Source organism: Pseudomonas sp. YuFO8, assembly GCF_035065025.1.
Taxonomy (GTDB): domain Bacteria; phylum Pseudomonadota; class Gammaproteobacteria; order Pseudomonadales; family Pseudomonadaceae; genus Aquipseudomonas; species Aquipseudomonas putida_AE.
In genome coordinates this window covers 97662-121065 of the sequence record NZ_JAXDEQ010000012.1, presented here as the reverse complement: position 1 = coordinate 121065, position 23404 = coordinate 97662, and the positions used below count along the sequence as shown (strand labels likewise).

Below are 23404 nucleotides of genomic sequence, written 5' to 3'. Positions count from 1 at the left end.
GCTCGCGAAAAACCTGAGAGCACCGCGGGGTGCCAGGCTCCCCGCGTCATCGTTGACCTCCATCGCGAGCAAGCTTGCTCCTACACGGTCTTCGTTCCTGTTCAGCACAGTGGGTTTCTGTAGGAGCGAGCTTGCTCGCGAAAAACCTGAGAGCACCGTGGGGTGTCAGGTTCCCCGCGTCATCGTTGACGACCATCGCTGGCAAGCCAGCTCCTACAGTGGATCGAGTGAGGCCGTGGGAGATGGGTTGGCTGTCAGGCCGCCATCGCCGGCAGGCCAGCTCCCACAATGGATTGGGTATAGCCGCGAGAGATTGGTTGGCTGCCAGGCCGCCTTCGCTGCCAAGCCGGCTCCTACAAAAAAGAGGATCACCATGAGCACCAGCGCCATACAGATCAGCAACCTGCTCTACCGTTACGCTGAATACCTGGACAGCGGCCAACTGGTCGAGGCGGCCGAGCTGTTTCGTCATGCCCGGATCAAGCTGCAAAGCCAGGACGCCTTCCTCGATCACAGCGCTTTGCTGGGCGTCTGGCAACAACGAATCAAGCGCTACCCCTGCGGCACACCCCGCACCCGACACATCATCAGCAACCCGATCATCGACCTCGACGAAGTCGCAGGCACCGCGAAGGTGCGCTCCTGCTACACCGTGCTGCAAGCCACCGACACCCTTCCCCTGCAACCCATCGCCAGCGGGCGCTACTTTGATGAGTTTGAACGCATGGACGGCGTCTGGCGCTTCAGCTTTCGTGATTATTCGCATCTGGACATGATGGGGGACTTGAGCGCGCATCTGTCGATGTAGATCGCGCAATCGCCAACACAAAGGGCCTGCTCCCATCCCCGGAAACAGGCCCATGCACAAGCAAATTGCGGCTATAACCCGTGAGCATAGAAATGCGGGTTGTCCAGGCCGGGCTTGCCATAACTCAACGCATCGCCGCCAAGGGTGCGGATCTGTCCACCGGCAGCCACCAGCACCGCATGCCCCGCGGCGATATCCCATTCCATGGTGCGCCCCAGGCGTGGATAAAGGTCGGCCTCACCGCAAGCGACCAGGCAAATTTTAAGCGACGAGCCTGCGCTTTTCAGTGATCGCACCTGGCGCCCGTCGAGGAATTTATCCAGCGCCTGGGCATCGCCATGGGAGCGGCTGGCGACCACGTCCAGGCCCTCTTGCGTCACTGCACGGCAGTTGATTGGCTGGCGCTGCCCGGCCTGTTCGATGAAGGCTCCACAACCACGGGCACCGGCGAACAGTCGCGCAAGCGCAGGTGCGAGAACCACCCCAAGCACCGGCTCACCGTTGTCGATCAGGGCGATATTGACGGTGAACTCACCGTTGCGCTTGATGAACTCCCGGGTGCCGTCCAGCGGGTCCACCAGCCAGAAACGCCTGCCGACCTCGGGCACCTTGCCTGCGGCGGCAGCCTCTTCCGAAATCACCGGAATCTGCGGCGTGAGCGCCGCCAAGGCCTGCAGAATCAAAGCCTCGGCACGCTCATCAGCCTCGGTCACTGGCGACGCATCGTCCTTGCCGCGCACCTCGAAATCCGAACGGTACACCTCCAACACCAGTTCGCCCGCCTGGCGGGCAATCCCGATGACGTCTTCAAGCAGAACAGTCATTGACTCGTTCATGGCAATTCTCCTGTTTTTTGTTCTTCCCATGGTCCATTCGGCCTATGCGCGATTTTCCGGATCCGGGAACAGTACAGACATCCACTCCAACGCCACTGCGCAAATGGATGTTTAACAGGAGCTCCCGTGTCCCACGGCAATCAGCTGTCCGTTCCACAGATCAACAAGCTTCGCCTGCGTGCCGTGCAATTGCGCATCGCCGGTAGCACGCTCAAAGCGATCAGCCAGGACACCGGACTCTCCTCGCCGACCATCATCGCTGCCTACAAGGCGTGGCAAGCCGGTGGATGGAAGGCGGTACCCGTGCGCGAGCGCGGGCGCAAGCAAGGTGAAGGCCGCAGCCTGTCTGCCGAGCAGGAACAGAACATCTACCAGCTGTTGGTGAGCACGCCGCCGGAACGGCACCAGTTACCGTTCCTGCTCTGGCACCTGGAAGCGATGCAGGCACTGGTCAAGCGCCTGCACGACATCGACTTGCCCGAACGCACCGCCGCCCATTATCTGCAACGCTGGCAGCTCAATGCCGAGCGCCCGGCCAAGCGTGTCGCCAATGCTTCGCTGGCGGTACAGCGCTGGTACCGCAGCACCTACCGGGACATCCTCGAACAGGCTCGTACGCAGAATGGCGAGATCCACTGGATCGATGACTACGGTGCCCGCAACGATCAGGGCAAGCTCAGTCACGGGGTGCTGCGCGCGGTGAGCAATCGCGGCAAGGTGCTCTGGCTGCCTTATGAAGACGGCTTGCGCGCGCCCCACCTGCAAGCGTTCTTCGACCGCCTGCATCGCTCGGCAGACCGCAAAGTGTTTGCCCTGCTCTCGGGCATGCACTGGCAACGCGCCGCGACCTTCATCACCTGGGCCGGCGAACGCGCTGAGCGGCTGCAGCTGTTTCATCTGCCCGAAGCCAGCGCAATGCTCAGCGGTGCCCGCGAACTGGCGACCCAGATCGGTCAGCAAGCCGCCCACGTCAACCCTGACGACACACCTGCCGCGGTTGCCAGCACCCCGCCCCGTAACCCCATGCTGCAGATGCTGCGCCTGATGTTAAAACATCAAGTCGCGCATAAGTCCGAATCGCAGCGGTTGTACGTTGATAAACGACAACAACAAAAAGCGAGAGGCAAATCCATGACGCTTACCCATCTGCAACGACTGGAAGCGGAAAGCATCCAGGCAATGCGCGAGGTTGTCGCCGAATCCGACAACCCGGTCATGCTCTACTCCATCGGCAAGGACAGTGCGGTCATGCTGCACATGGCCATGAAGGCCTTCTACCCGGCCAAGCCGCCCTTCCCTCTGCTGCATGTCGACACCACCTGGAAGTTCCAGGAGATGTATCGCTTCCGCGATCAGATGGTGGCCAAGCTCAACGTCGACCTGCTGACCCACACCAACCCCGAAGGCATTGAAATGGGCATCAGCCCGTTCAAGCACGGGTCGCAGATCCACACCGACATCATGAAGACCGAGGGGCTGAAACAAGCGCTCGATCACTACGGTTTCGACGCGGCCTTCGGCGGCGCACGTCGCGACGAGGAAAAATCCCGGGCCAAGGAGCGGATTTTCTCCTTCCGCTCCGACCAGCACCGCTGGGACCCGAAGAACCAGCGCCCGGAGCTCTGGCACCTGTACAACACGCGCAAACACAAGGGCGAGTCGATCCGCGTGTTCCCTTTGTCCAACTGGACCGAGCTGGACATCTGGCAATACATCTACCTGGAAAACATCCCGATCGTACCGCTGTATTTCGCCGCGCCGCGCCCGGTGGTCGAGCGTGACGGGATGCTGATCATGGTCGATGACGCACGCATGCCGCTGAACCCGGGTGAAGTGCCGATGATGCGCAACGTGCGCTTTCGCACGCTGGGTTGCTACCCGCTCACCGGTGCCGTGGAGTCCGATGCCGACACCCTGCCCAAGATCATTCAGGAAATGCTCCTGACCCGCACGTCCGAGCGCCAGGGGCGAATGATCGACCACGACGCGTCCGCATCGATGGAGAAGAAAAAACAAGAGGGGTATTTCTAATGGCACACGTATCCGACCTGATTGCCGAGGATATCGGGCAATACCTCAAGTCCCACGAGCACAAGAGCCTGCTGCGCTTCATCACCTGTGGCAGCGTGGACGATGGCAAGAGCACGCTGATCGGACGCCTGCTCTACGATTCGAAAATGCTCTTCGAAGACCAGATGGAAGCGCTGGAAGCCGACTCGAAAAAAGACGGCACCCAGGGTGGCGAACTGGACTTCGCGCTGTTGGTGGACGGCCTGGCCGCCGAGCGCGAACAAGGCATCACCATCGACGTGGCCTACCGTTTTTTCTCCACGGAACTGCGCAAGTTCATCGTGGCCGACACCCCGGGCCACGAGCAGTACACCCGCAATATGGTGACCGGTGCCTCCACCGCCGACGTGGCCGTGGTGATGATCGACGCCCGCCGCGGCGTGCTGACCCAGTCCAGGCGTCACAGCTACCTGGCTTCGTTGATCGGCATTCGCAAGGTGGTGCTGGCCGTCAACAAGATGGACTTGATGGACTACTCGGAAAAAGTCTTCAACGCCATCGTCGATGACTACCGCGCGTTCGCCAAGCAGATCAATCTTCAGGATGTCACCGCGATCCCGATGTCCGCGCTGCGCGGTGAGAACATCACCGAGCAGAGCGAGCACATGCCCTGGTATCGCGGCACCACGCTGATGGGCTACCTGGAAACCGTCGAGATCGACGAGGCGCACCAGCAGAAACTGGCGTTCCGCATGCCGGTGCAGTGGGTCAACCGCCCCAACCTGGATTTCCGTGGTTTCACCGGCACCATCGCCAGCGGCATGATTCGTCCCGGCGACCGTGTGCGTGTGTTGCCGGCCGGGCAAGAGAGCCGGATTTCGCGCATCGTGACCCTCGATGGCGACCTGCAACAAGCCGTGGCCGGCCAGTCCATTACCCTCACCCTGACCGACGAAGTCGATTGCAGCCGTGGCGATGTCCTGTCCACCGCAGAAGATCCGGCCAGCGTCGCCGACCAGTTCCAGGTCAGCCTGATCTGGATGCACGAGCAGGCCATGCTCGCCGGCCGCCCCTACCTGATGAAGATCGGCGGCAAGACGTTGCCGGTCACCCTGGCAGTGCCCAAGTACAAGATCAACGTCAACACCATGGAGCACCTGGCAGCCAAGGAACTGGCGCTGAACGAGATTGGCGTGTGCAACCTCTTCACCAGCCAGCCGATCGCTTTCGATCCCTACAAGGACAACCGCGAAACCGGCAGCTTCATTCTCATCGACCGCCTGAGCAACGCCACCGTCGGCGCCGGCCTGATCGAGTTCTCCCTGCGCCGTTCGCAGAACATCCACATGCAGCACGTGGATGTGAACAAGAAGGCACGCGCCGAACAGATGGGCCAGCAGCCGGTGCTGCTGTGGTTCACCGGTTTGTCGGGCGCCGGCAAGTCGGCCATCGCCAACCTGCTGGAAACCCGCCTGTACGCCCGCGGCCGCCATACCTACCTGCTCGATGGCGACAACGTGCGTCACGGCTTGAACCGCGACCTGGGCTTCACCGATGCCGACCGGGTGGAGAACATCCGCCGGGTGGCCGAGGTGTCCAAGTTATTCGTGGATGCCGGGATGATCGTGTTGACCGCCTTCATCTCGCCGTTCCGCTCCGAGCGCGAGATGGCGCGTGGGCTACTGCAGGATGGCGAGTTCATCGAGATCTTCGTCGACACGCCGCTGGCGGTGGCCGAGGAACGCGACCCCAAGGGCCTGTACAAGAAAGTCCGCCGCGGCGAGCTGAAAAACTTCACCGGCATCGACTCACCTTACGAGGTGCCGAGCAAGCCGGACATCCATATCCAGACCAGCAAGCTGACGCCGGAGGGTGCAGTGGACCGGATCATCGAGGTGCTGACCGAGCGCGGTTTCATCGGTCAGGAACGCTAGCCCCGACGCCCGGTTCACGCCTCTGCACAGGCGCTCGAGCTGGGCTCACCCCATCAAGAGAGTCCAACAATGACAATCAGCTCTATTGACGAACAACAGCTGTCGAGTGGCCAGACCTGGGCCACGTTCTGCGATCACCTCAAGCGCTGCGGCGAGCAGATCCTGCGTCCCGAAGCACCTGCCGATGCGGCCACCCGCGCCGAAGGCTTCCGCTACCTCACACGCCTGCTGCGCATCGGCCTGGAGATGCACATCGAGTTTGCCGACCCGGCGTTTCCCAGTTTCTTCAAGACCTCCCACGAGACCGCGAAGATCGGTGCCGACAACCCGGACAATCTCTACGAGTACTCGCGCCTGGACGGCTCGCTGGACTATCGCATCACAGGCCAGCGCGGCAGTGTCGCCTACCTGAGCTTTGGCACCCAGAAAGGCGGTTATGAAACCGACGGCACCCTGATCCAGACCGGCTTCATCGATGCCAGCCAGTTACAACTCGATGACCAGGGCAACTTCGAAATCATCCTCAGCCGCGAACCGCAAGCGGGCAACTGGTTGAAAATGGAAGGCGCCACCAACGCCTTGATCGTCCGCCAGACGTTTCTGGACCGTCGCAGCGAAGTGCCGGCCAAGTTGAGCATTGAACGCATCGGCACCGATGCCAAGCCACTGGCCCTTGACCCGGCGACGTTCCAACAAGGCCTGGCGCGGGTATCGAGCTTCGTCGAGAACACCGCCCGGCTGTTCGCCGACTGGAGCCAAAGCTACCTGCCGCACAGCAATCAGTTGCCCCCGGCCAACCAGGCGCTCTGCCAATCGGTGGGCGGCGATCCAAATATTTTCTATTACCACTCGCACTGGGCGCTGGCCGAGGACGAGGCGTTGGTCATCCACATCGATAAGGTGCCGGACTGCGACTTCTGGAACCTGCAGATCAACAATTACTGGATGGAGTCGCTGGACTACCGCTACCACCGCATCTGCTTCAACAAGCACCAGGCCCGGTACGACGACAACGGCGGGGTGACGCTGGTGCTCAGTGAGCGGGACCCCGGAGTGAGCAACTGGCTGCAAACCGCCGGCGTCCGCCAGGGCACGTTCTGCCTGCGTTGGGTCGGCGCCCGGGAGCAATGCCACCCCACCACTCGCGTGGTAAACGTCGCTGCCGTCGCGGAGGTCGTATGAACGCGCCCAGCCGAATTGAAGATTTGACCGTCGACAAGCTGTTGGCCAGCGCAATCGCTCGCACCGACGGCCTGAGCCATTTTGGCGATGATAACTACCGGGCGTCCCTGCAGGCGCTGCTCGATGCCCTGGCCAGCGAGGCCGGGCTGTCGCAAACCGGCTTGCATCTGCTGGAAGAACGGTTGGTCGGGCAACTGGTCAACCGCCTGGTGATGGAAGACTACCTGAGCCGTTATCCGGAAATAACCCGGATAGAAATCGACGACCCGCTGGTCATCGTCGGCCTGCCGCGCACCGGCACCACCATGTTGCAGCGCACGCTGGCGGTCGACCCACGCTTCTACTGCGCCGCCTGGTGGGAAACCCGTTTTCCGGCACCGCTGGCTGGCGAAACCCTGGCCGCACCGGCCAAGCGCATCGCCCAGGCCAAGGCAGAGGTCGATCTGATGGCCGAGGTGATCCCGCAGATCCTCGCGATCCACCCGCTCGATGCCCTGCTCTGCGATGAAGAGTTCATGCTCATGGAGCATTCCTTCATGTGCGCCATGGACGCCTACGTGAATGTACCCAGCTACACCCGCTGGCTGGATCAGCAGGACCAGCGGCCGGTCTACACGCAACTGAAGAAGATGCTGCAGTTCCTGCAGTGGCAGAAACAGCAACGGGGTGAGACGGCGGCTCAACGCTGGCTGCTCAAGGCGCCACAACACCTGCACACCCTGGATCTGCTACTGGATGTCTTCCCCGGGGCGCAGGTGATCCTGACCCACCGTGAACCGGCCCAGACCATCCCGTCGATGGCCAGCATGGCCCACACCCTGTGGCAGATGTACAGCGACAACCCGGACCCGAAAGCCGCCGGTGAGCAGTGGAACCACCGCATGGCGCGCGGTATCCGCCACACCATGCAGGTGCGCGAGCAGCATGCGCCCGAGCGCTTTCTCGACATCCACTTCGCCGACACCGTGAAGCAGCCGCTGCTGGTACTGGAAAAGGTCTACGCCTTCGCCAACCTGCCGTTCACCGATAAAGCCCGCACCGACGCGCAGGGCTGGCTGGCGCAAAACAGCCGGGAAAAACGTGCCAGCCACGACTACAGCCTGGAACGCTTTGGCCTGAACGAGGCGCAGATGACCCAGGACTACAGCGAATATCGCGCCCGTCACCTGGGCGTCAATCACTGAGCGTCAATCCTGAACAAGGGCTGGAGAAATCATGGAAAAAATCATGTTGACCTTGTGGAAGCCGGCGCGACTCGACGCCGGGCAATGGCGTGCGGTTTTGCTCGGGCTGCGCGACGCATTAGCCGCAGCCGGTGGAGAAAACATCCGCGTCATGCTGGTCGATGAGGCGGTTGCCAGTGCATCCGCGCAACGCATCACCAACAGCGCAGCGCCCCTGGACGGGATGCTGTCGTTGTGGCTGGACAGTGCCTCGCAATGGCCCGCGATCAAGACCATCGTGGCGCCGTTGAGCAGCCGCCTGGAGGCGTATCTGGTGGTGGAATCCGAGCCCTACCCCGAGGAACGCCAGACCCGTGCCGCTCGGTACCGGGTGCCGCTCGGCGAGCGCACACCCGGCATGAACCAGGTGGCGCTGCTGCACAAGCCAGATCGGATGAGCTACGAGCATTGGTACGATACCTGGCGCAACGGGCACGGCCCTAATGCCTATCCACTGCAATCGATCTTCGGCTACCGACAGAACACCGTGGTACGGGCGCTTTCCTTCGGTGCGCCGGTGCTGCACGCCATCGTCGAAGAAAACTTCCCGCCCGAGGCCCTCGGCAATCCGCAAGGTTTTTTCGCCGCCCTGGGCGACCCGGAAAAATGCGTGCAGCGCCAGCAGACCATGTACGAATCGACCAGCACATTCATCGACTTCGAGAAGATCGACTGCATCCTCACCAGCGAGTACCAGCTCAGTGCCTGAATGGCCCCAAGGAGGTTTCACATGTTGGACCTGCAAGCTATCGAGCTGATCAAACAGCTCAAGGCGCGTTATTTTCGCGCCATCGACACCGGCAATATCGAGATGCTCCAGGGCATGCTCACCGAGGACGTCGCCCTGTCGTTCAAGAGCCCTGCCTACGAGTTCCACGTCAACGGTCTGGGCGATGCGCTGGACTTCTACCGCACCTCATTCACCAAGACCCGCCTGGCCACCCACAACGGTCACACCCCGGAAATCGAAGTCGCTGGCGATCAGGCCACAGCCCTCTGGTACCTGAGCTACGTGTTCATCAACCTCGAGGACAACACCCACATGCACGGCAGCGCGATCTACCAGGATCGCTACATCAAGCACGGCGAGCGCTGGATGATCGCCGAGACGGGCTACGAAACCCTGCTCGAGACTCTCCAGCCCTTGAGCGAACAGCTGCAGATCACCTCCAGACCCATCAACTGAATGCACGACAGGAGACCTTCATGGCCAGAGCAGAAAACATAGTGACCTCCCACACGGTGGAAATTAATGCCCCCGCCCGGGTGGTCTGGGAAGTGCTCATCGATCTGGACAACTACCACCAGTGGAACAGCTTCTGTCCGCACATACGCTGCGGCCTGCAGATCGGCGACGAGGTGCATATGCAGGTGCTTTCCCCCGAGACCGGCGAAACCGTTCCGGTGTTCGAATACCTCGTGGCCTGCGACCCCGAGCAACTGTTGTCCTGGGAGCAGCGCCCCGTCCCGGAAAACATGGACGCCGCCCGCCGCGACCAGTACATCAAGGCCATCGATGCCAACCGCTGCAGCTATTTCACCACCGATATTTTCCTGGGCCTGAACCAGGACACGATCATGCGCGAGCACGGTGCCTGGGTAAAAACCGGCTTCGACCAGATGGCCCTGGACCTGAAACGACGTGCTGAAGCACTGCACGCCAGTCGCACCTGAACGACCCACTCCTTACCAGAACAATAAGAAGGTAATCACCATGTTGCTCAAAGATAAAGTCGTCATCATTTCCGGTATCGGTCCAGGCCTTGGCATCAAGCTGGCCGTGCGCGCCGCGGAGTATCAGGCCAAGGCCGTGGTGTTGGCTGCACGTACCCCGGCCAAGCTGGATCAGGCCGAGCAAGCGGTCCGCGACGCGGGCTACAGCACCCCTATCCTGAAAGTCCCCACCGACATTTCCCGGGTCGATCAGTGCCAGACGCTCGCGGACCTGACGATCGAGCACTTCGGCCGGATCGACGTACTGATCAATTCCGCCTACGCCCACGGCGCCTGGGGCAGTTCCTCCGAGTCGTCAATGGCCGACTGGCGCAATGCGATGGACGTCAACCTGTTCGGCACCATGCACATGACCCAGGCGGTGCTGCCGCAGATGAAGAAACAGAAGTCAGGCAGCATCGTCATGATCAACACCATGGCCACCCGCACCCCCAACCAGCTGGAGTCCGGTTATGCCGTCTCCAAAGGCGCGCTGAAAACCGCCGTGCAATACCTGGCCCAGGATCTCGGCCCGTTCGGCATCCGCGTCAACTCCACCTTCATGGGCTGGATGTGGGGCGCGCCCGTCATCGGTTACTTCGAGAGCGAAGCCAAGCGCCTGGGCGTCCCGATAGAGTCGCTGGTGGACCAGGTCGCGCAACAGATTCCACTGCGCAAGATTCCGCAAGACAGCGACTGCGCCATGGCCGCCCTGTACCTGGCCAGCGACTTCGCCAAGGTCATTACCGGCGCGCAACTGGACGTCAACGGCGGCCACTACCTGCCCTGCTAAGCCCTTGAAGGCGACAAGCCTGCGTATCAGCTACAAACGGCTGCTGGAGATGATCGCATTACCCTGTAGGAGCGAGCTTGCTCGCGAAGAGCCTGAGAGCACCGCGGGGTGTCAGGCTGCCCGCGTCACCGTTGACCTCAATCGCGAGCAAGCTCGCTCCTACAGGTAACGCGTTACCTATTGCTCCCGGGATTCCGTGAAGAACCAAAAAAAAGCCCCACCGAATACCGATGGGGCTTTTGTCATTGCAACGACCCGAAGCTTAACGCCCGATCGCCCGCGCCGCATCCGCGGTGTATTGGTCCGGGGTGAACTTGCCTTCGTTGAGGATCGGCCCCTTTTTCGCTTCGTTGGTCATGCCATAGCCGGTGTACTGGCCGGAGTTCAGGTCCATGAAGAACTGCGAACCGGCCTGCCAGCCGCTCATGTCGGGGTGGTAGTAGTAGTTGATCATGGCGTGCTTCCACAGTTGCCCACGGGCGTCGTAGTTGTCGGCCAGGACCGCGTTCCAGGTGTCTTCGTCGATGAACAGCACACGCTTGCCATAGACATGGCGATAACCTTCCTTCAAGTCGGCCTCCAGCACCCACACCCGGCGCAATTCATAACGCATGAGATCGGGGTTGGGATGGTTGGGGGTCAGCATGTCGGCGTGCTTGACGGTGCCGGCGTTGGGCTTGAAGGCGTTGGCCGGGGTGTAGATCTCGCGCTTGCCGATCAGCTTCCAGGTGAAACGCTCTGGAGAGCCGTTGAACAAGCGGTCTTCGTCGATGGTCATGGTGCCGTTGGTGCCGATCATCGGCTGATCGAAACCGTAGCCCGGCAGTTGCCGTACGCGCCGGGTCGATGGGCTGTAGGTCCAGGCCTGGCGGGCATCGGTGCCGAAGTTGTAGGGTTCATGGGAAATGCTGATGGTGCCGTTGTCGCGGGCCGGCTTGAGGGTCATGTTGTTGCTCATGGCCGCAATCTTGTCTTCGGTCCTGGAGTCGGCGCCCGGTGAGTTACCCAGTGCCAGGTTACGTGCGTAAGCTCGCCCCCAGCCAATGCTGCCGTTGGGCAGGACCGACGCCAGGTCGGAGGTTTTTTCCTCGGTGTAGGCACGTGCCGGCAACTGGTGGTTCCACAGCAATTCCATGCCGTTCCTGGGGATCGGGAACGGCACCTGGCCGATCCCGGTGAAACCGGCACCGTCGTTGACCAGTTGGGCGTGCAGCGCATTGTCCATCACCCGGCGACAGACATAATCGGGGTAGCGAAAATCCCGATGGCCGGGGTAGATGTTCATCTTGTAGGTGGTGGGGTATTTCTTCAGCAGGGCTTTCTGCCCTTCGGTCAGGTGCGACTCGTACTGGCTCATGTTCTGCGCGGTGATCACCAGGATCGGCTTCTCCGCGGCATAGGGATCCACCGGCTGGTCGCCGGAGAATTTCACATGATTCCAGCCTGGCACTTCACCCAGGTATTTGCCGGTGTACGGCGGAATGGTGCCCTCGGCATTGCCGGCCTGCTCGGCGCCGACACAGGTCAGCTCCTTGCCCAGTTTGGCTGCTTCCTGGGGTGACACCGCGGCGTGCGCATAACCCATCAGCCCGCTATTGGCTGTGACTGCGACCGCGAGCATGAGACCTGTTCTTGTTATTTTCATGTGATGCCTCCTACGCTGATAAGGCTTTATGGAATGGACCCATTGTTCGTGTTCTGCCGGCCCGAACATCGTCCGGAAAGACTAAGGCGCCGCTAAGCGCCCAACTTTTCTTGCAGCTGTGCCTTGAGCACCTTGCCGGTGGCATTGCGAGGCAAGGGTTCGCGAACCCGAAAGACCTGCGCCGGCACTTTGTAGGCGGCCAGGCGCTCGGCAATGAATGCGCAGATTTGCGCCTCCTGGGGCAGTGTCGAGGCCTGGCCATGCACGGCCAGCCCTACCGTCTCGCCCAGCAGCGGGTCGGCAATGGCGAACGCCGCCGCCTCCAGGACTCCGGGCATATCGAGGACGCAGGTTTCGATTTCCGCGGCGGAAATCTTCTCGCCACCGCGGTTGATCAACTCCTTGACCCGGCCGGTGATGTGGAGGAATTGCTCTTGGTCGAGGTAACCGATATCGCCAGTGTCCAGCCAACCGTCGCGCAGGCTTTGCGCAGTGGCTTCGGGCAGGTTCCAGTAGGCGCTCATCAAGGTTGGGGAACGCAACCAGATCACCCCGCGAGTACCCGCCACCTGTGGCTGGTCAGGGCTGTCACCGATACGAATATCGACGATCGGCAGCGCCCAACCTGCCGTCTGCGGCTTGTACACGAACGGGTCGCCGCCGATAGCCGCGCCGATGCCATTGCTTTCGGTCAGGCCGTAGCCGGCACCGCCGATGACGTCGGGCTTGAGCTTGAGCATGTTGTCCAGCACCCCGGCGGACGACGCTGCACCGCCCAGACCAAGACCGAACAGGCTGGCGGTGTGCTCGCTGCCAAAGCGTGGCGACGCAAGCAGTTGCTGCATCATCACCGGCGCCCCGTTGAACTGGGTACAGCGCTCATCGCGAATGAGGTCGATGGCACGTTCGACATCCCACTTGTACATCAGCATCAAGCGCCGACCGCCGCGCAGTGCCGACAGGAATTGCGCATGCAAGCCGCTGACATGGAACAGCGGCACAGCCGCCAGCGTGGTGGGTGGATAGCCGCTGTTGATCACCACGCCGATACGCTCGGGCGAGCTCATGGCGCAAAACGCGCCCTGGAAATCCAGGGCAAACAGCGCCTGGCAAATGGCCCGGTGACTGGACACGGCGCCCTTGGCGCGGCTGGTGGTGCCCGAGGTGTAGAGGATCAGTGCCGGCGCCTCAGGATCGATTTCCAGCGTGGGCACAGGTTGTGCCGGGGCGCTGATCAAGTCCTCGAAACGCAGGCAATTTTCGGGCAAGCTTGCTTCCCCGGCCCCGACGACGATCGTGGCGCGCTGCTCGCGGGCCAGGTCTTCGCGCAGGGTATCGAGGCGCGCTTGGTCGCATAGCAGCAGGCGCGAACCGCTGTCCTGCAACGCGTATTGCAACTCGTCGCGCAGGCCCCAACTGTTGAGCGGCACACACACCGCGCCACAGCGCACGATCGCGGCGAAGGCCACCAGCCAAGCCGGCTGGTTGCGCATGGCAATCGCCACCCGCTCGCCCGGTTGCAGGGCAAAACGGGCGACCATCTGCCCGGCCAGGCGGTCGACCTGATCGAAGAACTGGTTGAAGGTCAGGCGCTGCGATTGCCAGACCAGGAACTCCCGGTCACCGTGAACCCGACCGGCGTCGAACACCTGCAGCAAGTCGTGCGCGGCGTGACGAAAGTAACGTGGAGCGCCGTCATCGGGCGTCACCACTTCGAACGGCGCACCGGGGGCGATCAGTTCGCGCCATGCGGTTTGCCAGCGTTCAATGCTCATGTTTGTTTTCTCCAGAACGGGCGAAAGACCTGTGGGGGCGACCAGCACATTCAATATCTTCATGGCCTGACACTCCGCCTTCGCGGGCAAGCCCGCTCCCACAGGGGTGTTGCGTCGTACTCAAGTGCCGGGTACCCCTGCGATTCCATGTGGGAGCGGCACATTCAACATCCTCGTTGCTTGACACTCCGCCTTCGCGGGCAAGCCCGCTCCCACAGGGTGGTGCGTCGTGCTCACATGCTGGGTACACCAGCAATTCTTGTGGGAGCGGGCTTGCTCGCGAAGAGGCCGGTGCATTCAACATCCTCTTTGCCTGACACTCCGCCATCGCGAGCAAGCCCGCTCCCACAGGGGGGGGTTACGCGTTAGAGGCGTAGCGTTCGCAATGGAAATCCCGATCGCCCAGGCTGCTCTGCGCCACGCGCACGCGCTTGAGATACAGGCCGACATCCAGTTCGTCGGTGACGCCAATGCCGCCGTGCATCTGCACCGCTTCGTTGGCGACCTTGATCGCCGTGTCGCCGGCCTTCCATTTCGCCAGGCTGACCAGTCGGGCGCGTGCCCCGGCGTCGAGGCTGGCGTCGTCCAGGGTCGCCAGCGCGGCCATCAGGGCGCTGCGGCTCAGCGCCAGGTCGACATAAAGTTGCGCGGCGCGGTGTTGCAGGACCTGGAAGGTGCCAATCGGCGTGTCGAATTGCACGCGGGTCTTGAGGTACTCCAGGGTGGTTTCGAACAGTTGCTCGGCCATACCCAACAGCTCTGCAGCCAGGCAGGTGCGACCACGGTCCAGCGCGGTTTCCAGCGCGGCCCAGCCTTCGCCCAAGGTCCCCAATAGCGCATCGCTGCCCAGTTGCACGCCGTCCAGTTGCAGGCGTGCGCTGTTGCGCGAATCGATCAGCGCCAGGGCGCTGACGGTCAGACCCTTCGCATCGGCCGGCACCAGGAACAGGCTGATGCCCTGGGTCTCACCCGACTGCCCGGACGTGCGCGCCGCCACCACATAGGCGTCGGCACCGAGGCCATCGACCACCCAGAACTTTTCTCCGTGCAGGCGATAGCCCTGCCCTTCGGCCTTGGCCTCGAGGGCAATACGACGCGGGTCGTGGCGCGACTGTTCGTCCACGGCCAGGGCCAGGCGCTGTTCGCCACCGATCAGCGCCGGTAACCACTGCGCCTGCTGCGCCGAATTGCCTGCAACTTGCACCAGCGAACCACCCAGTACCACGCTGGACAACAGCGGCGTGGCCGACAGGTTGCGGCCCATGGATTCGAAGATCGGCCCGAGGCCCTTGCAACCAAAATCCAGGCCACCGAACGTTTCGGGAAAGGCGATCGCGCTCCAGCCCAGCCCCACCGCGTCACGCCACAGTTGCGGGTCGAAACCCAGGGCTACTGCCTCATCGCGCAGTCGACGCTGGGCACTCACTGGGCTGCGGGCGGCGAGAAAGTCCCGGGCGCTGTCGGCCAGCAGGCGCTGGTCATCGTTATAACGCAGGCTCATGGGGTGACTCCTTTTTTTGCGTCGGGCAAGCCCAGCACACGCTTGGCGATGACGTTCAACTGGACCTCCGAAGACCCACCGGAAATGGTCAGCGCATAGCTGTTCAACCAGGAGCGGGTCACCGCCAGTTGCTGCTCGCTGAACGTCGCACTTTCCCAACCGAAGGCATGCCCGGCCATGGCATCGAGCAGCACTTCGAACTTGTCGCGCTCCTGTTCGGTGTGCGTAAGCTTCATGATCGACATCAGGCCGCCGATGTCATCGCCGGCCCGCGCCTCTTCACCCATGCGCTGTACAGTCAGGTTGTAGGCCTGCTCGTTCATCGCACAGGCCGTGGCCCGCGCCTGCAAAGCGTGCTCGCTCTGACTCTGTGGCGCCGGCACGTACTCGCGCATCAGGGCCAGCAGGTCGAAGTGCGACGGCAGGCTGAATTCGCCGAATTTCGACATCGCCTTGCGTTCGTGCTGCAGCAGGTACTTGGCCAGGTTCCAGCCACCGTTCAACGGCCCGATCAACTGGCTCTTGGGCACCTTCACGCTGTCGAAGAACACCTGGCAAAACGCCGACTTGCCGCTGATCAGATCGATCGGTTGCGGCTTGACGCCGGGACTGCGCATGTCCAGCACGATCAGGCTGATGCCCTCGTGTTTCGGCGCGCTGAAGTCGGTGCGTACCAGGGCGTACATCCAGTCGGACTTGTCGCCGTAGGAGGTCCAGATCTTGCTGCCGTCCACCACGAAATGGTCACCGGCATCGCGGGCGGCCATTTTCAGGCTGGCCAGGTCGGAGCCGGCGTTCGGCTCGGAGAAGCCCTGGCACCAGCGCACTTCACCGCGGGCAATCGGCGGCAGAAGATCGCGCTTCTGTTGCTCGCTGCCGTAAGCCAGCAGCACCGGACCGAGCATCCAGATGCCCAGGTTGATCTGCGGCGGTCGGCACTTGAGGCGGCGCATCTCGCTTTCCAGCACCGCCAGTTGTTCGTCACTCAGGCCGGCGCCGCCGTATTCCTCGGGCCACTCAGGGCAGAACCAGCGCTTGTCGCGCATGCGTTCAAACCAAAGGCGTGCGTCTTCACAGGGAAACTGCGGGTTCTGGCTGCCCCACACCACATCGCCTTCAGCCATGCCGGTGCGCATCGACGGCGGGCAGTTGGCCTCCAGCCAGGCACGAGTGTCCTGGCGAAATTGCTCGATAGTGCTCATGAAAGTCCCCTTCGACCCGCCCCGGATCCGGGGCGAGTGCGGTTCTTGTTGTTGATGGACGAGCGTCAGCGTTGGGTGCGCGGCATACCGAGGCCAAACTGGGCGATCAGTTCGCGCTGGATTTCATTGGTGCCGCCGCCAAAGGTCAGAGTCGTTGCAGAGCGCAATTCATACTCCAGGTCACCTTCCAACAGCGTCGCCGCCGAACCGCTGCGCATCGAGCCATTGGCACCGACGATCGCCGCCAGCTTGCGCAGGATCTCGATGGCCGACTCCGAGCCGAACACCTTGGTGGTCGAACTCAGCGCGACGCTCATGCGGTCGAGCTCAAGGTCGGCGGCAATGCGCATGTTGATCAGGCGCATCGCCTCCAGGCGCGCATAACACTCGGCCAGCGAGCTGCGCACCCAGGCCTTGTCCATCGCCCGACGGCCCTGTTCATCGCGAGCCCGCGCCCACAGGTAAACCCGGCGAAACAGCGCCACCACCTTGTCCGACCAGGTACCGAGGCCCAGGCGTTCGTGGTTTAACTGCGAGGTGATGAGTTTCCAGCCACCGTGCAACTCGCCCACCAGCATGTCGTTGGGCACCCGCACGTTGTCGTAGTAAGTGGCCGCCGTCGGATTGCCCACGGTGTGGATCAGGGTGTGGGAGAAACCCAGCGTCGTGGTATCGACGATCAGCAGCGAGATGCCTTTGTGCCGCGCCTGGGTCGGATCGGTACGGGCCGCCAGCCAGACGAAATCGGCCGATTCGGCTCCCGAGGTCCACAGCTTGTTGCCATTGACCACGAAGCCTTCTTCGTCCTGGCGCGCACTGGTTTTCAGCACCGCCAGATCGCTGCCGGCATCGGGTTCGGAATAACCGATGGCGAACATGATTTCGCCCGCGGCGATCCCGGGCAGGAAGCGCTCTTTCTGCAGCTCACTGCCATGGGCCATCAAGGCCGGGCCCACGGTGCTGATGGTCACGAACGGCAGCGGCGCGCCGGCGATGTTGGCTTCTTCGAAGAAGATCAACTGTTCGGTGGCGGCATAGCCCTGGCCGCCGTGGGCCTTGGGCCAGCCGACCGCGAGCCAGCCGTCGCGGCCCATCTGGCGGATGGTCTGGCGATACAGCTCGCCGCCTTCCTTGCCGCGCAGCTGCTCGCGCATGTCCTTGGTCATCAGGGCCTGGAAATAGTCCCGCACCTTGTGGCGCAGGGCATGTTGTTCGGGAGTGAGGTCGACGAACATCTGCTGCTCCTTAGGCTGCGCCGAGAATCAGGCCGCTGGTGGGTACGCCGGTGCCGGCGGTGACCAGCACGTTCTGCACATCTGCCACCTGGTTGACCGCCGTGCCACGCACCTGGCGCACCGCTTCGGCGATGCCGTTCATGCCGTGGATGTAGGCCTCGCCCAGTTGCCCGCCGTGGGTGTTGATCGGCAGTTTGCCGCCACGGGCGTGGTGCCCGGCGCGGATGAACTCCTTGGCTTCGCCGCGTTTGACGAAGCCGAACTCTTCCAGCTGCGGCAGCACGAACGGGGTGAAGTGGTCGTAGATGATCGCGGTCTGGAAAGATTCGGGACCTAGGCCCGACTGGCGATACAGCTCGCGGGCGACCACGCCCATTTCCGGCAGCCCGGTAATGTCGTCGCGGTAGAACGAAGTCATGCTCTGCTGGCCGTGGCTGATGCCCTGGGAACCGGCCTTGATGGTTACCGGTTTCTGCCGCAGGTCACGGGCGCGCTCGGCCGAGGTGATGACCATCGCTACCGCGCCATCGGACTCCTGGCAGCAATCGAGCAGGTGCAGCGGTTCGCAGATCCAGCGCGAGGCCTGGTGTTCTTCCAGGGTGATCGGCTTGCCGTGGAAAAACGCCTGGGGGTTGGTCGCGGCGAAATCCCGCGCGGCCACCGCGATCCGGCCGAAGTCTTCGCTGGTGGCGCCATAGGTGTGCATGTAGCGCTGGGCGAACATGCCGACCCAGGCGGCCGGCGTATGGAAGCCGTGGGGCATGTACCAGCCATAGTTGACGTTGTCGAAGATCGGCGAAGCCGCGAAGCCGTAGTTGCCGGTGCCGAAGCGGTACCAGGAACGCTCGTTCATGGCCCGGTACACCACCACTACTTTCGCCACGCCGGTGGCCACCGCCATCGCCGCGTGCATCACCGGCCCGCAGGCCGCGCCGCCGCCATGGGGCACCTGGGAGAAGAACTTGACGTCCTTGCAGCCGAGCAGGCGGGCAATTTCGTACTCCGGGACCTTGTCCACCGAGTAGGAGCTGAAGCCCTCTACTTCGGAGGGGTCGATGCCGGCATCCTTGAGCGCACTCAAGGTGGCCTCCATGGCCAGGCGCAATTCGGTGCGTCCGGAGTTCTTGGAAAATTCGGTCGCGCCGAGGCCAACGATCGCGGCGCGCCCGGAAATCGATGAATCAGTCATCTGTGTCTCTCCGGCTGTCAGGGCAGGATCAGCGCGACCGTGCCGGTCACGTGGTTGCCCATGGAATTTTTGCCGCTCAAGGTGATTTCCACCGAGCGGGTTTCGGCGTCGAGTGCGCTGACGCTGCCGTTGAAGGTCATGCAGTCGCCGGGATAATTCGGCGCGCCGAGCTTGATTTTCAGCGCGGTGAACTGCGCCAGTGGCCCGGCCCACTGCTCGATGAACCGCTGCACCAGCCCGTTGGTGGTGAGGATGTTCATGAACACGTGGGGCGAACCCAGGGCACGGGCCGCCTCGGCGTCGTGGTGACCGGGGAAGTAATCACGGGTGGCAATCGCGCCGCCGTTGATCAGGGTCACCGTGATCGGCACCGCAAGCTCCGGCAGTGCTTCGCCGGGGCGCACGTCTTCAAAGCGCTTGGTGTTCTTCGAGGTCATATTTCCATCCCAGCTTGTCGTTATCGTTGAGCCAGTCGCCCAGGCGTTCCAGGCTTGCCGCCGAGCCACCCAAGGCAAGGGACAGGCCGCGACTCCAGTAGAGAAAACGGTGGATCGGGTACGTCAGGTCGACGCCGATGCCGCCATGCACGTGTTGTGCGATATGGCCGATGCGGTGCCCCGCTTCACAGGCCAGCCAGGCCGTGGCCAGTGCCTCGCTGGGTGCCGTCAAGCCGGCATCGATGCGGTAGGCCAGTTGCCACAGCGTGGTGCGCAAGGCTTCGACGGCGATATGGGTGTCGGCCATGCTCATCTGCACCGCCTGGAAGCTGCCGATGACGCGCTCGAACTGCCGGCGCTCGCTGACATAGGCCACGGTGCGGCGGATCTGCTCTTCGCTGACCCCCAGTTGCAGGGCCGCCAATGCCGCTGTGCAACGCTGCTCCAGCCAGGCGACGGCCTCGGCCGGCAGTAGCGCGGTGGCGTTCACGGTCAAGCCTTCGATGTGCAGGTCCGTGGCGGCTTCGCCATGGGTCAGCACTGCCGACACCCGCCGAATTTCAGGCGCCGCCAAGTCGAGCAGGAGCAAGCGCGGCTGCCCTTCGGCCTGTACCAGCACCAGTGCGGCACTGGCCTGGTCACCCAGGGACAAGGCCGCGACCCGGCCACTGATCGACCAGCCCCCGGTGTTCGTCTGCGCCTGCAACTCAATGCCCCGAGCACTGCTCAAGCCATCCAAAGAAAGGCTTAGCAATGCCTCGCCGGAAGCCGCTTTGGCCACCCACCCGGCACTGTCGCCGGCGTCGAAACGGGCCAGGGTCGCGGCCGCCAATTGATGACGCCACAACGGCACCTGGGCCAGGGCCTTGCCTTGGGCCTGCAGCACCAGCATCAGTTCGGTCATGCCCAGGCCGCTGCCACCGTGCTCTTCGGGAATCGCCAGGGCGTGCAGCCCGGTCTCGATGCACAACGCCCACAGAGGCGCCATCATCGATTCGCCGCTGGTGTCCCACTGGCGCATGTACTCGTCATGGCAATGGTCGACAAACAGGCCGTCGGCCATCTGCGCAATGGCGCGCTGGTCTTCGCTCAATTCGAAATCCATGGGTGGCTCCTATGCCTCTACCGGCCGGAACATCGGCAGGGTCTGTTGGTCATCGAAGGTCTGGAACTCGACCTGCAGGCGCTGGCCGATCTGCAATTGCTCACGCTCGATACCCACCAGCCCGGCGATCAGGCGCACGCCCTCCGCAAGCTCGATCAGGCCGATCGGGTTGGGGTAATCGAACGGCGGCACTTCGGGGTAGTGCATCACCACGAACGAATACAAGGTGGCGCGGCCGCTGGCCTCAAGGGTGTCCCAGTCGAAGCTGTGGCACTCGATGCACACGGGCGCCGGTGGATGGCGCAGGGTCTGGCAGGCGGTGCAACGCTGGATCAGCAGCTGACCCTTGGCGCAGCCTTCCCAGAAGAACCGGGTGTCGTCGCTGATGCCTGGCAGCGGGCGCTTGGCCTTGACCGGCGCCGCTTCAACCTTGGTCGGTGCCTGGGCATTGGCCGCGCGGAACTTGAACACGCGAAACAGCAACTGACCCACCGGCTCGTCGCCGCCGGCTTTTTCGACGAAGTGGCTCATCACCAGGGTGACGAAAAAGCCGGTGCCCAGGGCGGTGGTTTTCTCATCGCCCACCGAATCCAGGCGCGTGGTGTAGTAGAGCTTTTCACCCAAACGCAGCGGGCGGGTGAAGCTCAGTTCGGAGTTCACCGCCACGGTGGAGGCATAGCCGTAGGCTTCCATTTCCTTGAGCACCTCGTACGGGTTCTCGTCGGTGGAGCCAGGCGGATAGTTGTTGGCGTGCAGGCCTTCCATGGTCCACACCTGCAGCATCGCAGGCGGCGCGATCAGGCCCTCGTGCCGGGTGCCCAGGGCAAATTCCGCGTCGGTGTACAGCGGGTTGTCCACGCCCATGACTTCGCACCACTGGCGAATCATCGGGGCATTGACCTCGTCCCAGGCGTACACGCGGCCGTACTCGCGCCCCACCAGGGCGCGCACATTGGATAGCAATTGTGGATCAGCCAAAGTCGTCTCCTTCACATTGAAGGCGGCCACCGAACCCGGTCGCCGCAATAGGTCGATCAGGTGGGCAGCACCTGCGCGGCGCCGAGAAATGCCGGGCGTTCACCACCGCCATGCAGCAACAGGTTGCAACCGCTGGCGTAACCGGCCAGCGGCGATGCGATATAGAGGCAGGCGTTGGCGATGTCTTCGGCCACCGCCATGCGGCCGGCCGGGATACCCGCAGCGACGGCGGCGATACCGGCCTCGGAGCCGTAGTGAAGATGCGCCTGATCGGTCAGCACCAGTCCCGGACTGACCGTGACCACCCGCACCTTGGGCCCCCACTCCACCGCCAGCGATTGCACCAGCGCCAGCACCCCGGCCTTGGCCGCGCCGTAAGCGGCGGTACCCGGCGATGAGCGCAGCGCACTGATGCTGCCAATGAAGACGATGCAACCGCCCTGGGTCTGTGCCTGCATCAGCCGGTTGGCGTGCTGGGCGACGTTGAGCGGCGCGATCAGGTTCAGGCCGATGATGCTTTCGTGGAACCTCGGCGAAGCTGTGGCCGCGTCGGTGGCAGGGCTGCCGCCGGCGTTGTTGATCACCACGTCGAGGCGCCCGAAGTCGCGCTCGATGGTGGCGAACAGGCGTTGCAGGGAATCGTGGTCGCGCACATCGGTGGCGATGAAGGTCGCGCGCTTGCCACCCACTGTCGGCACCTGTTCAGGTTCGCGCCGGGCACAGACGATCACCCGTGCGTTCGCGGCCAGAAATCCAAGCGCGATACCGGCGCCGATGCCCTTGGTGCCACCGGTGATCAGCACCACCTTGCCGCTGTAATCAAGACCCGAATGCAGCTCCATCATGTGCTCCTTTTCTACTGACAAGAGCCACTCTAGGGACGAACCGCGGGCCAAACTACGTCTGAACGGACGATGAAAATTCAACGCCGTGAACAGGACACTGGCGCCTTTCACACCTTGCCTGGTCTTCGAAGATGCCCATGTCCGACTCCTGCGCTGCACCGGTCCTGCTCGAACGCCCACTGCCCGGCGTGGCCCTGCTGCGGCTCAATCGCCCGCAGGCGACCAACGCCTTGAGCCTGGAATTACAGGCGCTGCTGTCGCGCTATTTCAGTGAGCTGGCGCTTGATCCCGAAGTGCGCTGCATCGTGCTGACGGGCGGCGACAAGGTGTTTGCCGCCGGTGGCGACATCAACAGCATGGCCGGGGTCGGCGCCATCGATATCTACAAGCGCCACACCGAACGGGTCTGGGGCCCGATCCAGCACTGTCCGAAACCAGTGATCGCGGCCGTCTGTGGCTACGCCTACGGCGGCGGTTGCGAACTGGCAATGCACGCCGACCTGATCGTCGCCGGGCGCAGCGCGCGCTTCTGCCAACCGGAAATCCGCATCGGCATCATGCCCGGCATCGGCGGCACCCAACGGCTGGTGCGGGCGGTGGGCAAGGTCAAGGCGATGCGCATGGCGCTCACCGGGCAACCGATCAGCGCCGAGGAGGCCTGGGTCGCCGGCTTGGTCAGCGACCTGGTGGACGACGACCAGGTCCAGGCCCACGCCCTGGAGCTGGCACGCGTCATCGCCGCGATGCCGGCCCTGGCCGCCGAGCAGATCAAGGAAGTGATCCTGGCCGGCATGGACGCCCCGCTGGAAGCCGGCCTGGCTTTGGAGCGCAAGGCCAATGCATTGCTGTTCGCGTCACGGGATCAGAAGGAAGGTATGCAGGCGTTTATCGAAAAGCGTCCGGCGCAGTTTGAGGGGTTTTAGCAAAAAACCTGTGGGAGCGAGCCTGCTCACGATAGGGCCAGCCATTCAACTTCTCTGCTGACTGACCCGC

General features: G+C 63.0%; 21 protein-coding genes. 10 read left to right on the top strand and 11 right to left on the bottom strand.

Features of this window, described 5'->3' with window-relative positions:
* Positions 1-373 precede the first annotated feature (373 nt).
* A complete protein-coding gene (locus tag SOP95_RS13395; protein ID WP_274074662.1) occupies positions 374-808 on the top strand; it encodes a nuclear transport factor 2 family protein in 435 nt (144 codons plus the stop codon).
* Positions 809-879: 71 nt separating this feature from the next.
* On the opposite strand, the gene cysQ is transcribed toward SOP95_RS13395, so the two are convergent.
* A complete protein-coding gene (gene cysQ / locus SOP95_RS13390; protein WP_323607345.1) occupies positions 880-1644 on the bottom strand; it encodes a 3'(2'),5'-bisphosphate nucleotidase CysQ in 765 nt (254 codons plus the stop codon).
* A 438-nt stretch (positions 1645-2082) separates the two neighbouring features.
* Between cysQ and cysD the strand changes: the two genes are divergently transcribed.
* From cysD to SOP95_RS13350, 8 genes are all read left to right on the top strand, one after another.
* A complete protein-coding gene (cysD, locus tag SOP95_RS13385) occupies positions 2083-3675 on the top strand; it encodes a sulfate adenylyltransferase subunit CysD (RefSeq protein WP_323607353.1) in 1593 nt (530 codons plus the stop codon).
* Complete coding sequence (gene cysN / locus SOP95_RS13380) at positions 3675-5588, top strand: sulfate adenylyltransferase subunit CysN (RefSeq protein ID WP_274074660.1); 1914 nt, start codon at positions 3675-3677, stop codon at positions 5586-5588. Before cysD ends, cysN begins: the two co-directional genes overlap by 1 nt.
* Positions 5589-5657: 69 nt before the next feature.
* Positions 5658-6770: a DUF1214 domain-containing protein gene (locus tag SOP95_RS13375; protein WP_274074659.1), complete on the top strand. Its 1113-nt coding sequence runs from the start codon at positions 5658-5660 to the stop codon at positions 6768-6770.
* Positions 6767-7954, top strand: coding sequence for a sulfotransferase family protein (locus SOP95_RS13370; RefSeq protein WP_323607344.1), 1188 nt, complete (start codon positions 6767-6769; stop codon positions 7952-7954). Before SOP95_RS13375 ends, SOP95_RS13370 begins: the two co-directional genes overlap by 4 nt.
* Before the next feature lie 31 nt (positions 7955-7985).
* Positions 7986-8702 (top strand): hypothetical protein, encoded by a 717-nt coding sequence (locus SOP95_RS13365; RefSeq protein WP_274074657.1) that lies wholly within the window; start codon positions 7986-7988, stop codon positions 8700-8702.
* Positions 8703-8723: 21 nt separating this feature from the next.
* Positions 8724-9179: a nuclear transport factor 2 family protein gene (locus SOP95_RS13360; protein ID WP_274074656.1), complete on the top strand. Its 456-nt coding sequence runs from the start codon at positions 8724-8726 to the stop codon at positions 9177-9179.
* 20 nt (positions 9180-9199) lie between these two features.
* Positions 9200-9667: an SRPBCC domain-containing protein gene (locus tag SOP95_RS13355; RefSeq protein WP_274074655.1), complete on the top strand. Its 468-nt coding sequence runs from the start codon at positions 9200-9202 to the stop codon at positions 9665-9667.
* A gap of 40 nt (positions 9668-9707) precedes the next feature.
* The gene (locus tag SOP95_RS13350; RefSeq protein ID WP_274074654.1) at positions 9708-10499 is read left to right on the top strand and encodes an SDR family oxidoreductase; all 792 of its coding nucleotides are present in this window, start codon (positions 9708-9710) and stop codon (positions 10497-10499) included.
* A 262-nt stretch (positions 10500-10761) separates the two neighbouring features.
* Here SOP95_RS13350 and SOP95_RS13340 read toward each other — a convergent pair whose 3' ends face one another.
* The 10 genes from SOP95_RS13340 to SOP95_RS13295 form a co-directional block, all read right to left on the bottom strand.
* Positions 10762-12120 (bottom strand): DUF1329 domain-containing protein, encoded by a 1359-nt coding sequence (locus tag SOP95_RS13340; RefSeq protein ID WP_274074653.1) that lies wholly within the window; start codon positions 12118-12120, stop codon positions 10762-10764.
* Positions 12121-12236: 116 nt separating this feature from the next.
* Positions 12237-13919, bottom strand: a complete 1683-nt coding sequence (locus SOP95_RS13335) for a class I adenylate-forming enzyme family protein (RefSeq protein ID WP_274074652.1) — start codon at positions 13917-13919, stop codon at positions 12237-12239.
* A gap of 358 nt (positions 13920-14277) precedes the next feature.
* The gene (locus SOP95_RS13330; protein WP_274074651.1) at positions 14278-15420 is read right to left on the bottom strand and encodes an acyl-CoA dehydrogenase family protein; all 1143 of its coding nucleotides are present in this window, start codon (positions 15418-15420) and stop codon (positions 14278-14280) included.
* Positions 15417-16622 (bottom strand): acyl-CoA dehydrogenase family protein, encoded by a 1206-nt coding sequence (locus tag SOP95_RS13325; RefSeq protein WP_046817043.1) that lies wholly within the window; start codon positions 16620-16622, stop codon positions 15417-15419. Before SOP95_RS13325 ends, SOP95_RS13330 begins: the two co-directional genes overlap by 4 nt.
* Positions 16623-16687: 65 nt before the next feature.
* Positions 16688-17857 carry an acyl-CoA dehydrogenase family protein gene (locus tag SOP95_RS13320; RefSeq protein ID WP_274074650.1) on the bottom strand — a complete coding sequence of 390 codons (1170 nt, stop codon included), beginning with the start codon at positions 17855-17857 and terminating at the stop codon, positions 16688-16690.
* 10 nt (positions 17858-17867) lie between these two features.
* Positions 17868-19046, bottom strand: coding sequence for a lipid-transfer protein (locus tag SOP95_RS13315; protein WP_274074649.1), 1179 nt, complete (start codon positions 19044-19046; stop codon positions 17868-17870).
* Between the two features lie 17 nt (positions 19047-19063).
* Positions 19064-19483, bottom strand: coding sequence for a MaoC family dehydratase (locus SOP95_RS13310; RefSeq protein WP_274074648.1), 420 nt, complete (start codon positions 19481-19483; stop codon positions 19064-19066).
* On the bottom strand, positions 19455-20588 hold the full coding sequence (locus SOP95_RS13305) for an acyl-CoA dehydrogenase family protein (protein ID WP_323607343.1): 1134 nt from the start codon (positions 20586-20588) through the stop codon (positions 19455-19457). The genes SOP95_RS13310 and SOP95_RS13305 overlap by 29 nt, the downstream gene beginning before the upstream one ends.
* A gap of 9 nt (positions 20589-20597) precedes the next feature.
* Complete coding sequence (locus tag SOP95_RS13300) at positions 20598-21566, bottom strand: bifunctional MaoC family dehydratase N-terminal/OB-fold nucleic acid binding domain-containing protein (RefSeq protein WP_274074646.1); 969 nt, start codon at positions 21564-21566, stop codon at positions 20598-20600.
* Positions 21567-21622: 56 nt separating this feature from the next.
* The gene (locus tag SOP95_RS13295; protein ID WP_046817037.1) at positions 21623-22408 is read right to left on the bottom strand and encodes an SDR family oxidoreductase; all 786 of its coding nucleotides are present in this window, start codon (positions 22406-22408) and stop codon (positions 21623-21625) included.
* 140 nt (positions 22409-22548) lie between these two features.
* Here SOP95_RS13295 and SOP95_RS13290 point away from each other — a divergent pair, with 140 nt between their 5' ends.
* The gene (locus SOP95_RS13290; protein WP_274074645.1) at positions 22549-23334 is read left to right on the top strand and encodes an enoyl-CoA hydratase; all 786 of its coding nucleotides are present in this window, start codon (positions 22549-22551) and stop codon (positions 23332-23334) included.
* Positions 23335-23404 lie beyond the last annotated feature (70 nt).